9 protein-coding genes and 2 pseudogenes are annotated in these 12,907 nt (G+C 65.7%); 3 read left to right on the forward strand and 8 right to left on the reverse strand.

All coding sequences use genetic code 11. The features are described from left to right. Positions 1–11 precede the first annotated feature (11 nt). The 5 genes and pseudogenes from WME89_RS05880 to WME89_RS05900 form a co-directional block, all read right to left on the reverse strand. Positions 12–1,712: a DUF1592 domain-containing protein gene (locus tag WME89_RS05880; protein WP_438008264.1), complete on the reverse strand. Its 1,701-nt coding sequence runs from the start codon at positions 1,710–1,712 to the stop codon at positions 12–14. Further along, entirely contained in the window at positions 1,709–2,896 is a 1,188-nt protein-coding gene (locus WME89_RS05885) for a hypothetical protein (RefSeq protein ID WP_438008265.1), read from the reverse strand. Before WME89_RS05885 ends, WME89_RS05880 begins: the two co-directional genes overlap by 4 nt. Positions 2,897–2,904: 8 nt before the next feature. Continuing rightward, positions 2,905–3,129 (reverse strand): hypothetical protein, encoded by a 225-nt coding sequence (locus WME89_RS05890; protein WP_438008266.1) that lies wholly within the window; start codon positions 3,127–3,129, stop codon positions 2,905–2,907. 940 nt (positions 3,130–4,069) lie between these two features. Beyond that, complete coding sequence (locus WME89_RS05895; protein ID WP_438008267.1) at positions 4,070–4,348, reverse strand: hypothetical protein; 279 nt, start codon at positions 4,346–4,348, stop codon at positions 4,070–4,072. 287 nt (positions 4,349–4,635) lie between these two features. Continuing rightward, positions 4,636–4,899 (reverse strand): annotated as a pseudogene (locus tag WME89_RS05900) (SDR family NAD(P)-dependent oxidoreductase); the annotation flags it as partial. A 271-nt stretch (positions 4,900–5,170) separates the two neighbouring features. Between WME89_RS05900 and WME89_RS05905 the strand changes: the two are divergent. Together WME89_RS05905 and WME89_RS05910 are read left to right on the forward strand one after the other, a co-directional pair. Then, positions 5,171–5,836, forward strand: coding sequence for a hypothetical protein (locus tag WME89_RS05905; RefSeq protein WP_438008268.1), 666 nt, complete (start codon positions 5,171–5,173; stop codon positions 5,834–5,836). A gap of 196 nt (positions 5,837–6,032) precedes the next feature. Continuing rightward, a pseudogene (locus tag WME89_RS05910) lies at positions 6,033–6,917 on the forward strand (serine/threonine-protein kinase); the annotation flags it as partial. A 2,102-nt stretch (positions 6,918–9,019) separates the two neighbouring features. On the opposite strand, the gene WME89_RS05915 reads toward WME89_RS05910, so the two are convergent. From WME89_RS05915 to WME89_RS05925, 3 genes are all read right to left on the reverse strand, one after another. Further along, the gene (locus tag WME89_RS05915) at positions 9,020–9,835 is read right to left on the reverse strand and encodes an ExeA family protein (RefSeq protein WP_438003646.1); all 816 of its coding nucleotides are present in this window, start codon (positions 9,833–9,835) and stop codon (positions 9,020–9,022) included. Then, positions 9,832–11,181: a helix-turn-helix domain-containing protein gene (locus WME89_RS05920; protein WP_438003645.1), complete on the reverse strand. Its 1,350-nt coding sequence runs from the start codon at positions 11,179–11,181 to the stop codon at positions 9,832–9,834. Before WME89_RS05920 ends, WME89_RS05915 begins: the two co-directional genes overlap by 4 nt. 126 nt (positions 11,182–11,307) lie before the next feature. Continuing rightward, positions 11,308–11,916: a hypothetical protein gene (locus WME89_RS05925; RefSeq protein WP_438003644.1), complete on the reverse strand. Its 609-nt coding sequence runs from the start codon at positions 11,914–11,916 to the stop codon at positions 11,308–11,310. A 409-nt stretch (positions 11,917–12,325) separates the two neighbouring features. On the opposite strand from WME89_RS05925, the gene WME89_RS05930 reads away from it, so the two are divergent. Further along, positions 12,326–12,586 (forward strand): tetratricopeptide repeat protein, encoded by a 261-nt coding sequence (locus tag WME89_RS05930; protein WP_438008269.1) that lies wholly within the window; start codon positions 12,326–12,328, stop codon positions 12,584–12,586. Positions 12,587–12,907: the final 321 nt, after the last annotated feature.

Consider the following 12,907-nt stretch of genomic DNA (forward strand, 5'->3'; position numbering starts at 1 on the left):
ACTCCAAGTTGTTACTGCGCTTCGCCGCGCCGGGTTCGAAACGCTTCACTCTGGACGATGGCGTGAATGAATTCGGGCCACGCGGCGTCCTTCATGGTGACGCCGATGCCGGCCGCATACGATTTGGCCTCCTCGGCGCTGAAGGAGCGCCCTACGGCGAACGTGAGCAAATGCTTCGCAACGCAAATCGCATAATCTGCGTCATTCGCGATGGCCGCCGCGAGGTCCTCATGTCCGGCCAGAGGTGTGCCGTCAGCTAGCTGTCCACTCGCGTCGACCGGAGCGCCGTTGTCCATCGTCCGGAACGCTCCTGTCGCGTCGAAATTCTCGAGAGCGAAACCGATCGGGTCCATGATCTTGTGACAGCCGGCGCAGGCGGGATTCGCGCGGTGCGCTTCGAGCGTCTGGCGCAAGGTCAAGCCGGGCGGCAACTCCTCCTTGATCGGAGGAATCATCGCTGGCGGCGGCGGCGGGGGATCGCACAGCAAGCGTTCGAGCACCCACTCGGCCCGCTTCACCACAGAGGTTCGGTTCGGGTGGGAAGTCACGGCCAGCACTGATGCGTGTGACAGGATCCCAATGCGTGGCGACCCCCTTAGACTTACGCGCTGGAAGCCGTCGCCCACGGGTGGGAGGCCATAGTGGCGAGCCAAGCGGTCGTTGACAAACGTAAAATCACTGCGAAGGAGCGTCGTGAGCGGCTGTCTCTCATCGATGAGCGCCTTGAAGAACAGGTTCGTTTCTTGAGCCAGCGACAGTCGGAGCTCGTCGTCGTAGTCCGGAAACAGAGCCGCCTCCGCTACGAACGACGGGGCGTCGCGAGTCGAGAGCCACTGGACGGCAAAGCTCTCGATGAGCCCCTCCGCCTTGTCGTCGGCGAGCATGCGCTCGACCTGCGCAGTCAGCTCTGGTCCCGCTGCGCTCAGCTGCCCGGCGGCCGCTGCGTCGAACAGCTCCTGGTCAGGCATTGACGCCCACAGGAAGTACGAGAGCCGACTGGCGAGCTCGTAGTCGGAGAGCGGGGTAGCGACGGGTGACTCAGGATCGCCGAGCTCCACGCGATACAAGAAGTGCGGAGAGAGCAGCACGCTTTTCAGAGCAGCGCTCAAGGCGGCGGTCGGATCGCCGCTAGACTGTAGGACGCTCCGACCCAGGTCGACGCGGGCCTGCACCTCGTCCGCGGTCACAGGACGCCGGTAGGCGTTCTTCATGAAGCCGTTCAGTACTTCGGTGGCGCACCTGTCGAACGTCGACGCGCTGGGCTCGCAGGTGAGGATCCGATTTCGCCATGGATCGCTAGCTGTGCGCCCCATTAGCTCCTCAATCAAGGTGCTGGCAGCCTGGTCCATTTGCTCCGTCAGCAGCAGCGACATCACGAGCGCCTCCCCGTTGGTGTCGAAATAGTCGACCACGTCGTCCGCTGCAAAGGGAGTCTTTCTGGCCAGGTTCAACGTGCTCCCGAGCAGGTCGCGCATGGTGTTGTCGTACTCCGTCCGGTTCAGGCGGCGCAGCACGACACGGCCAGAGTCCAGCACAGTCGTGGGCACGACGTAGCTGCCGCCTGGCTCGCCCCCTGGTGGTATGCTGGGGAGCTCCGAGTCAGCGCCGCCGTTGCGTGGCGTCTCTTCCTCGGATGAGCCAATCAGCCCGGTGCAACCCACACAGGCAAGAAGCAGTGGCGGTAGCCACTGTGATATACGTAGTACCTTCATCGTCCTCTCCTCCGTAACGTTACGACCAGCGCCAGCGCAGCAAGCCACGCAGCCGATGCGGAACCGGGACTAGGACGCGACGCATAGCGGCAACTCGCCTCACTTTTGGGTGGCGTGCCAGTATCGTCGCCTTCGGGAGCGTTCGTGGGCAAGCCTCCTCCCATGCTGTTGCCGCCGCCGACCGCGTTAACAGGTCCTGCGCCGGCGTCCGTGTGACCTGCGAAGCCGCCGCTGCCCTGTGTGGCACCTGCCATGCCGCCAGCACCTTCGTCCTGCCCGCTTCCCGCGGCACCACCCGTTCCGTCGGGTACATCAGCCGGGCCAGTTGGACCCGTGACGGCAGGCTGGCCAGGCGTCAGTGGGTGCGGAACCTTGGGTACTTCGCTCACGTACCACCAAGGGACACCGCGACGCTGCGCATACACCCATTCCATGAACGCGTCGGAGGGATAGATGTCGCGCCACGTATCATGACCGTGCCCCGCGAGCTCAGTGTAGATTGGGTTACCGCCGAGGGCGCGTATAGCAGCGATCGTCTTGCGATTGTCACCGACCGTTGAATCTCGCTCCCCGTTGATCGACCAGATGTTCTCGCCCACGACCTTCTCGGGTTCGTCGAGGCCGGGGGCCGCAGCCGGTACGGCTGCGGCGAACAGCCCCGGGTTCTTCTCGATCATGTCCCAGGTCCCACGTCCGCCCATCGAGGGGCCCGTCAAGTAGAGCCGGTCGGGATCAATGTTATACTCGCCAGACGCGACCAACTGCTTCAGGACGACGATCGTCAAGCGCCCTTCGAACTTCTCCGCGTCGGAACGACCGTCACCCCACCCGGACCGATTGGTTTGCGAGATCGGAATGAGGAAGAATGAGGGATACTTCTTGTCGTCTCCATTATCAAGAAACGACCCTGTCCAGCCCTTTCCGCTGGAGCGCAGGTCCCGCGGAAGATCGCTGTCTTGCCCGGCCGCGTGTAGAAACACGAGAAGCGGGTACTTTCGCCCCCGATCATAGTCGTTTGGAACATACAGGTTGTATTCCAAGACCAGCCCCGTCCCTGGCTCGGTATACTTGTGTGGCTCATAGCCAGCGGCGGCGCGCCGCGTAACCCCCATCACCAGGACCATGGAAGCCACCCCGAACGCGAGAGCGTGGGCGCTTGTCCTTGCACCAATGATTCGTTGCATAACTATACCTAGTCGGTGTTCTTGAGTGGAAAGCTGATGTTGTTGTGCATTCGATGAACCTTGTCGCCGGTCAACGTCACGCCGTTTGTGCGATTGTCGTTCGCGTCCCAGCGGCTCGCCAGCATGTTGGACTGGGTGCCGTTGTTGAAAGAAGTGTTGTTGAACCAATCGTTCCGCCGGAAGAGTGGTTTGCCCCCCCCGAGGCGAGGAACCGTCGACGCGAAAGACGTCAACTGGTCATACTGCCCTCTCGTGGCGCGCGGAGCGCGGGGCGCGCCGCATGGAATATTTCGAACAGAAGAAGCTGCGCGGAGGAAATGGACGCGAGGCGACCGCCAACCGCCGCGTGAGCGTCACGTCCGATCACAAGGTGTGTCGGGCCGCCGGCGGCCAATCACGATTCGATCACGAAATCTCGAGGGGCGGCGAAGATCGCGTCAGGATATACTTCTGTATCACGAGCAGAACGGCAGATTCTTCGGACCGGGCTGTTCCAGGGCTGCCCAGCCGGCGCTCAGCCGATGCTGCCGGTCCCGCCGGTGTCCTGGACGCCTCCGCGTTCTCCGGTGCTGCCGGCACCGCCGGTGCCGTCGACCCCTCCGCGTTCACACCGCACCCCCGGGGCGACGCTCCGCCCCGCGCTGGTTCGGCGCAGCGCTCGCGCTGGCGTCCGTGCTGGGCAGCGCGGTCGCGGGGAGCCACCGCTCATCTGTCGTCTCCCTAGTCGGCTCGCATGCCCTCGCGCTCCTCGGTATTGCCGCGCAAGGTCGCTGAGCTCGGCTTGGGCGACTTCGCCCCCCTGGATGAGGCGATCCCCGAACTCCGAGGTATGGGCGGATCGGTCGGAGGAGCTCTCGTGTTGGTGGGACCGGATGCCGGGGCGACGAGCGAAGGCGGCTTCTTCGGCGCCGCGCCGTCGAGTCAGGCGCCGACCCCGACCGATGATGCCGCGGGCCGCTCGACAGCGGCCGACGCGGCAGCGGAGGGCGGCCCGTTGGGCCCGCGTTGGGCCACGTCGGAGCCGCCCTCCGCGGCGAAACGGCCGGAAGCTCCCGGAAGCACTAAGCTTTCTGGCGACCGCCCCGCTCCGACCGGGAATTCCCTGTCGGGATCTCTGGCGCGCGGAGCTGGCCGGCGCCTCTCCGCCGCTCACCGGCGGCCGCGTCGCGCAGCTCAGGTGGCGTCGCCGTCGCTCTGGCTGCACGCGATCTGGATGCACATCATTCCCTTGGGCACGCACCAGCCGCAGCTCGCGTTACAGCAGACCGTCCCTCCTGTACAGGTGTTGCTGCCGCACGGCTGACTGCCGATCTCCTGCTCGGCCTCCAGCGTCGGCTCTTCCTGCTCCAGTTCCTGCGCCTGTCCCTCGTCCACGTCGTCCGTGGTGACGCCGCAGGCGACGACGGCGAAGCCGAAGAGCGAGCACGCGACGATCGCACGAATGCCTCTCATGAGCGCTTCTCCTTGGCTGTCCCGATGGGACACTCTGTTCATTCCGGCTTCCCGACGGGCGCCCGGCGCTCCGAGCGCCCGCCGTCGTGCGGGTAGGCTGAAGCACCCACCGGAGGAAGTCGAGGCGCCCGCACGCCGCGATCGCGGCGTCATGCGGAGGTGTCGAGCGTGTGAATCGGCGCGCGATCCGGCAGCGACCTGAGCAGTCGCTACCCGTAGCGCCCCACCTCGTCGCTCACCTCGTGCGGCGAGCGTTCACGGCCGCGCCCTTCCGGTCCTCCGGCTGGCAGCTCAAGCTTTCCGAAGCGCTCGACCGCAAGCGCGACCACGCGCGTGGCCGTCGCTTCCTGGGCGACATCCCCGACGAACGGCACGATGCGGCCGTCACCGCGGGCCAGCTCGTTGACTGCCGGGTTGATGTCCTTGGCCACGACCGCGGCGCCGCGCGCCTCCAGCAAGAGCGCCGTGGCCAGACCGATGCCGCTCGCTGCGCCGGTGACAATCGCGACCCTGCCTTCGAGACCACGCTGCAGGTCTTCAGTCTTGCTCAGGTTCTTCTCCCGGGAGCGTTGTGCGTGTGCTCCCCGGTCTCTCCTGGTGACGTCCAGTGAGATCGCAAGCCCCCGAAGCCAGGGGTCCCGACGCTCCTCGAGAGCGCCCTTCCAGCTCCACCAGATTCGTGCTGCGCCCACGCCCGCCGGGCAATGCACGCCCCTGCTCGGTGATTGCCTGATCCTGCAGGCGGCCCCTTAGATGGGATGAGGCATCATAGGAACGTGGCGTCCGCAACGTCGATCCTGCTGGTTCCCACACCTGCCGACCGTGGCCGCGCAACCGGACACGTCGGAGGCCGCGTCCGCGACGGGGCTGCCGGCGGGCACGCCGGTCGTCCGGGACGCGGCGGACAACGCGGCGGGCGCGGTGGGACTCGGCACCGTGCGCAGCGGCCGGGCGATGGCCTCGGTCGGCACGAGCGGCGTGATCCTCGCGCACACCGATTCTTGGATCGTGGAGCCCGAGATGCGGCTCCACAGCTTCTGCCACGCGGTCCCGGGCCTTTTTTACCTGATGGGGATGACGCTCACCGCCGTCGGCGCGCTCCGCTGGTACCGCGACGTCCTCGGCGACGGCGAGCGCATGGCGGCCAAGATCCGGAAGGTCGATCCGTACGAGATCATCTCCGACACGGCGTCGACGGCGCGCCCCGACGCGGGACACGAGGATCACCGATATTCAGAAGCTCTTCCGAACGGAGCAGCTGACCGGGGTCGGTCGCTGAGCCCTTGCCGAAGGGATTCCTTCGAGGCGATGACATCCGCCGAGAACGCCAGACAGATGATTCCAATGTGCCTCGAGATGCTAAATTTCATCTCGGACATAATCTATGTAGAGGCCGCACGCTGGGTGGCGCTTCACCCCGGGCGAGGGGGCTCTCGCCGCGCCGCTCGAGCAGCGCGCGCTCAATGGTCCGCCGGCGATGGGCCGTAGAATAGAGCGCGTTTCACCACCACTCGGTCGCCGGCTGCGCCGGCACGGCGTCACCCTGCGGCTTCCCCGTGGAATCTCTCGTATGTATTCTCAGCGTGCTGCTGGAGGAGGCCTCGCAATGATCGCGCTAGCTTGTCCGACATGTGGGAAGAAAAACCACCAGACCGCTCTGCGATGCGCCGCTTGCGGCGCGGCGATGGCGCACGGCTACGAGGTCACCGCGGCGGCCGCGAGCGAGCTGGCGGAAACTCAGGCGCGTGAAGAACAGGCGAGTGATGCAGACAGCCGGTGGACAGCGGGGGACGTCATTGCGGGTCGCTACCGGCTCGATCGAGTGCTCGGCGAGGGGGGAATGGGGGTTGTGTGGGCTGCGCTGCACACGGTGACGCGAAAGCCTGTCGCCTTGAAGTTCGTGAAGGGCGGAGCGGCGTCGGCCGAGGTTCGGCGTCGCATGCTGCGCGAGGCGCGAGCGGCGAGCGCCGTGCGCCACCCCAACGTCATCGAGGTCTACGATATTCTCGATCTCGAGGATGGCGCGCCCGTCATAGTCATGGAGTTACTCGCTGGTGAATCGCTGGCGAACCGGCTGAGGCGCGAGCTCGCGATGCCAGTCAGCGAGGTGGCGCAACTTCTCTTGCCGGTCGCCTCCGCCGTGGGCGCAGCGCACGCGCTCGGCATTGTTCATCGCGACCTCAAGCCGGAAAACATCTTCCTTGTCGACAGGTCGAAAGACTGCATCAAGGTGCTGGACTTCGGCATCGCAAAGCTGACCGCTGTGGACGGCGACGCAGCACGGACGACAGGGGTGACCGAGAGCCGAGCCATCCTGGGCACGCCCTGCTACATGGCGCCTGAACAGGCGTTCGGCGAGCGTGATGTCGATCATCGCGCGGACATCTGGGCGCTCGGCATCATCCTCTATGAGTGTCTCTCGGGAGTGCTCCCTACCCGGGCCGAGAATGTCGGACAGGTCCTCAAGATCGTGCTAACGGGCGCGATCCCGCCGCTGCAGGAGCTGGCGCCCGGCGTGCCACAGGACATAACCAGCCTGGTCAACCGCATGCTCTCGCGAGCGCGTGAGGAGCGTCCCGGCGATTTGATGGAGGTCGCGGTGCTCCTCGCCCAATACGCGGGCGCCGGAACGCCGAGCTTCGGCCAGGCTACAGTGCCAGTCACAACGGCGGCTCGACCGGCCAGGGCGACGATCGAGCGACACCTCACCCGTGACGGCGATAAGCCAGATCCCTTCGCAGAGACGGCAAGGCTGGAAGGCGCTACGCGATGGCCGGCGCCGAGTGGACCTCGGAAGCGGACCGGCAGAGTCGCCGCGGCCTTGACGATAGCCGTCGTCTTGGCATTAGCGATATTTACCGTCGCAATAATTAAACTGCGATTGTGGCGGGCTCCCCCGCCATCGGCGCAGTCCGCCTCGCCTGCACCTCGTGCCACCGCCATTACGGACTTACCACTACCAGTGTCGGTGAGCCCGCAAGCGCAGGCGATGTACACCGCCGCGATTCATGCCTTTCGCGATGGTAACTACTCACAAGCAAAGGAAAACCTGGGAACGTCCATATCCATTGATCCATCATTTGCCGCAGCGCACATGCACCTAGCTATAGCCATGTCCTATGGAGACAACCCTCTCCGCGCAGACAATGACCAAACCAAGGCGAGGGCGCACTACGCGCGCGCTGTAGAAGGTCGTTCCATGCTCAGCGCCCGTGATCAAGCGTTGTTAATGGCGTACGAACCCGTACTTACACAGAAGAACGACCGTCCCGATTTCCGTACGAGTGCCGAGCGGCTACGGGAAACGACGTCACAATATCCATACGACGCTGAGCTTTTCCTTCACCTCGCCACGATGCTTCAAGGAAGAGACGAAGAGGAAAGCCTTCGTGCCGCGCAGCGCTCGGTCGATCTCGATCCACAATACGCTGCTGGATGGATGATGTTGGCCTGGACTCTCGACAGATTGAATAGGCGCAGCGAGTCGCGCAAGGCGATTGATAAATGTCTCACAATATCGCCGCACGCTGCAGATTGCCACTGGCTTCTGGCATCATTGAACTTCGATGCCGGTCATTGTGAGGAGGGCGTGGAGCGTTTGCGGATGGCGCTGTCGAGTGCAGCGAACCAGGCTCCTGGCACGTACGCAATGCAAGCAGCGGGACTCTTTGCGCTCGGTCGCTCTGAAGATGCGATCCTCGAGATCTTTCGCCAGAGGTGGGCGCTGATACGCCAGCCTGCCCGTCGCATGACCGAGCTACTTGATCTAGCAACGCTCGACGTCGCACTCGGCCATTTCGCGCGCGCTGAAGAGCGTGCTCGGGAAGGAATACTATTGACCACGAACGCGTCAGACAACATCGCGATTATCCATTACATAGGGTTCAACGATGTGCTTATCGACGTTTATGAAGAGAGCGGGCGCGAACAGGACGCGGCGCGCGTCGCTGCCGACGCGTTAAAGCGCGATGATCCCGGTATCAGGCAGTATGCACCAGCGCTGCGGAGAGTAATTCTTCACGCCGGAACGGGACCACAGAACGGCTCCAGCGCGAGAGACTCCGCGCGCCCTTTAGATCTCGATGGCTCGGAGTCAAATACGGATACACTCGGAGATTGGACAGGCGCACACGGAGCGTGGATTGAGACGTTCGAGGAAGGAAATGCAGCTCTCGCTGCACTGCCGCCAGAGCCGGATGATAGCTTCAATTCTTTTTTCTATCAGGCGACGCTTGGTATGGCCTATCAACTCGCGGGCAAGCCGAGCAATGCGGTGACCGCTTGTTACCGAGCGGGCTGCTTGATGGCCGGAAGATCCGGCTCCGTGATGGCCATCGTCGACCTGGATCTCCGCTTGCCGCGATGGCAGCGAGGCGAGGCGCCGGGGCACTTCAGCGGTCGCGGGGCGCCGACGTTCTCAGTCGATGTGAGTGGGCAGGCGATCGTCGCCGTCGAGGGCGGCGCGGTGGCGAGCGAGGGCGTCGCTCAGCCCGTCGATGTGGTGGAGCACGACGTCGACGGCGTAGAGGCGAGGGCACAGCGGGTCGGGGTCGTCCGGGTAGTTCGCGGTGAGCGCGTCGCGGGCGAGCGCGAGGGCAACGACGAGGGCGGCGGCTGCGCTGCCCTCGTCGTCAGCCCGCCGCGTGTCCTCCTCGGCCAGGGGGATGGGGTTCATCCGGCTTCCTCTGCGTCCAGTTGCAGGATGCGGCTCAGGACATCGCGCTCGACGAGCTTGCGTTTTTTACGCGCAGCGGCGCGGAGCGCGGCCGTGGCGAGTCGGTCGGTGTCGCGCAGGCTGCCGGCGGCCGCCTCGTGCAACATCGCGATCGCGTCCGAGGTGAAGAGCTCTTTCGTGCAGCCGACTCGGTTGAGACGTACACGCAGATAGTCGGCCGTATCGTCCGGCGTGAGCGGGTCGATGGTCAATCGGTAGTGGAGGCGCGAATACAGGGAGCGATTGCGGCGCACGCGGAGCCGCTCGCCGAGCTCGGGCAAGCCAAGCAACACGAGCGAAAGCAGTGCGCGGCTATCCCACGCGTAATTAAGGAGTATGTGAAGATGATCGAGCGTGTCCTGATGAAGTAGATGGGCCTCATCAAGGACGAAGACCGGGAATACGCGCTCCTTCGCGAGTTCCTCGACGTGCGTGCTGACCGCGTAGAAGACGTCTCCAGCGGTGCTGCAGCGAGCGAGGCCGAGCGCCAGACAGAGCTGGCGATAGAAGTCCCGACGTCCAAGCGTCACGTTGGCGCAGTAGGTCAAGCGAAACGTCTGCGGCGAAAGGGCATGACGGAGCGCGCGGAGGAGGCACGTCTTGCCGACGCCTGGGTCACCGGCGAGGAGCACGCTCTTTCTGGCGTGCACCGCCTCGATGAGTGTCTCGAGTACCATCTGCTTGGACGGGGGTAGCCAGAGCTCGCCGTCTTCGACCTCCTTGGAAAACGGCTCTGCGGTGAAGCTGAAATAGCTACAGAAGTCCATGGTCATCCTTCCTCGTCATCGCGGGGCGTTCGGCCGAGCGCCTTGTCCAGGAGCGTCTTCGGCGGGTCGAAGGGCACGCGCGCCTCGTGAGCGACATCGAGGTTGCAGGCGGACCGCGGGCGACGGGCGTTCTTCACCGGATCGACCCGGTGCAGGGCGAAGCGTTTGCCCTCGTGTTCGATCCAGGGCGGCTCGTTCGGCGCGACGAGGCACCGCGACACCGTGACGAGCTGGCCGGCGAGGAAGCCGAGGTCGGTCTCCCAGTCCTCTCCATCCATCGAGAGCGTGCTGTCACGCCGGACGCGCCGGCGGGCCTGGGTCGTGAGCGCGTCGCGCAGCTTTCGCTCGTCGAGGTCGTCGGTGACGTGGGGATATTCCTCGTAGACCTGCGCGGGGGATTTGCCGAAGAGCGCCGCGTGCGGCGTGCGGTGGTAGTGCTCGTCGACCCACGCGTAGAGCCGGACGTTGAGGTCGTGCAGCGAGCCGAGCGCGCCGGTGAAGTCCACACACCTCTCTCGCAATGTCCTCCAGAAGCGCTCCATCTTGCCGCGTGCGGGGGCGTCGTACGGACGAGCGTGGATCAGGGTGGTGCCGAGTCGCTCGCACGCAAGGTGCAAGGTGTGCCCGCGGTAGGTCGAGCCGTTGTCCAGGTAGAGGGCGTCGGGAGCGCCGTGCTTGCGCAGCGCCCGGATGAAGAGCGCCAGCATGTCGACCTCCCGCTCGGCGCTCATCGCCTCGATCGCGAGGATGTAACGGGAGGCGTCGTCGAGCAGCGCGTGGATCCGCACCGGCGCCGGGCTGCCGCCAACGAAGATCGGTGACGCGTGACACACGTCGCCGTGCCACAGAGCGCCGGGGTGCTCGGCCTGCCAGCGCAGCCGCACCTTGCCGCCCGTGCGATCGCGCAGCGCGACGCGATCGAGGTGGTGCTCGGCGTACAGGCGTCGCACCGTGGTGGCGGAGATGGCCTCCTTGTCGATCCGGCCTGCCGCGATCAAGGTGTCGAGGATGAGCGAGACCGAGGCGCTCGGGTGCTCTTCTCGAATGTCGAGCAGCATCTGCCGTTGCTCGGCCGTCAGCTCTCGCGCCCGCCCCTTGTCCTTGCGGGGCTTGGGGCGAAGGCCTTCGAGACCTTCGGTCTTGTACGCGTAGTACCAGCGCTCGAGCGTGGGGACCGAGTAGGAGCGCGGAGAATGGGCGCGCGGGGGGCGAAACCGCTGCTGGCTCAGGTCGGCGAGCGCTTCGGCGAGCTCTCCGCGGTCGAGCTCGCGGTGCATGAGCGAGCCGATGATCTCACTGCGGTAGAGCGCCACCGCTTCGGCGTGGTCCTTCGGCTGGAGGGGGTCTTGCACGTCGTGTCCTTTCCGCGCCGATGACACCGCACCGGCCGCACACCCATCCAAGCGCAAGGCGCTCCGCCGACCGAGGATCCAACTGGGTGGGGCCCGACATGAGCCCGGCCAGCGCGCCGCTCGCCATCACGCAGCCCGCGCGGCGCCGGCCATGACGGCGGCCTCGGGGACCTCGGCCGCACAAGGCGCCATCGCGACGAGCGTCATCGCGGCCCGCTCGGCCCGCTGCCGCAGGGAAGAAGCGGGAGGACTGGGGCGGACCGACGGAAAGAGGCGCTTTTGGTCGATGGCGAGCAACCAGCGCCGCACGGTCGCCCAGCTGTCGGCATCGAAGCTGGCAGACCAGGGGCTGACACGCCGCCGCACCTCGATAAGCGCTGCACCGGTGGTGCCGACGAGCAGCAGAGCCAGACCGATGGCCGTCGCGGCGAAGTGCCGTCGCGGTGCGACGCCCCGCGGCACGACCGTGATCGCGGCGCCGCAGCGCTGGCATCGATAGCGGCGCGCCTCGATCGTGACGAGCCCGCCGCGCTCGCCGGCAGCCAGCGGCCCGCGCACCTGCCGCGACCGCGTTCCGTGACCCCACAGCCCCAACGCGCCCCCCAGCGGGCAGCCCGCCGCGCCGCAACGCGGGCAGCGGGCTGGCCGCGCGCGGTTTACGGTGGGCGGTGAAGCGAGCCAGCCTTTGACATCGAGGTCCAGATGAACGATTTGTTGGGGGCTCCGCTCTTTCAAGCGATTCGGAGCACGACGGGAGGGGGCACGCGGCCAAACGAGCTCCTCCCGTCGCCTATTTTGTGGCCGGCGCCGCGCCGATGCTCCGCTCCAGCCGCTGACCTACCCCGGTCCTTATGCGGACGGGTGAGGAGTCGTGTTGGTAATTTTCGATGCGTGAACGGAATGCACCACGCCCTCTCTGGCGTGGGAGCCGCCGCTCGCCGCCGCTGTCGTTTCAGCAGGAGCTACGTTGAGAATTTTCTCGGACCCGGCGTAACGCATGACCGAGAACGCCCTGGCACCTTGCCGCCCCCCGGACGACGCCGCCATCGAGCATGATCCGCCTCGCCGATGGCCCGCTGCGGTCGGCCGGCCACCCCGCCATCAAAGAGCTAGATCGACAAGCGAACCATCGGCATCAAGAACGGTGCTCAGTAACACCGCTCTGCGCCGGGCAACGAGTGCGTGCGATGGCTTCTATTGGCCTAGAAAATATGTCCGGATCGGCTGGTTCCTCGGGCAGGCGCTCGAGCAGACCGGTGACACGCCTGGCGCATGCGCTGCGTACCAGAGCGTGATCGATCGCTGGGGGGATGCCAAGCCGCAATCGGTCACCGCTGACAGCGCGCGAGCGCGGATGAAGGCGATCGGCTGCGCGCTGCTCAAGCGGTCTTCGCCATCGCATTGAGGTCGACGCCGAGATGTCAGTCCGACGGAAGACACGTCGCTCACATCTACTGACGGGCGCCGTGGGCGAGGCTCAGCCGGGTTGACAAGGAGCGCCGACGAGGTCGGCGTAAGTGCCCCGCAGGCTGTGGAGTTAACGCGGCCTCTTTGATGCAAGGACAAGTTGTTGATACAGCGTAACTTTGCCAGGAGAGATGCGGATCGTGCAAGGTTCGTTATGTCAACCAGTGCGCGCAGCGTGGCCGTAAGGTGGGATCGGTGATGCCGCGGGCCCTTCACCGCGGGCGACGCGGCGGCGGAGGGCGCCCCGTTGGGCCACACC

Source organism: Sorangium sp. So ce321 (genome assembly GCF_051530195.1).
Classification (GTDB): Bacteria; Myxococcota_A; Polyangia; order Polyangiales; family Polyangiaceae; genus Sorangium.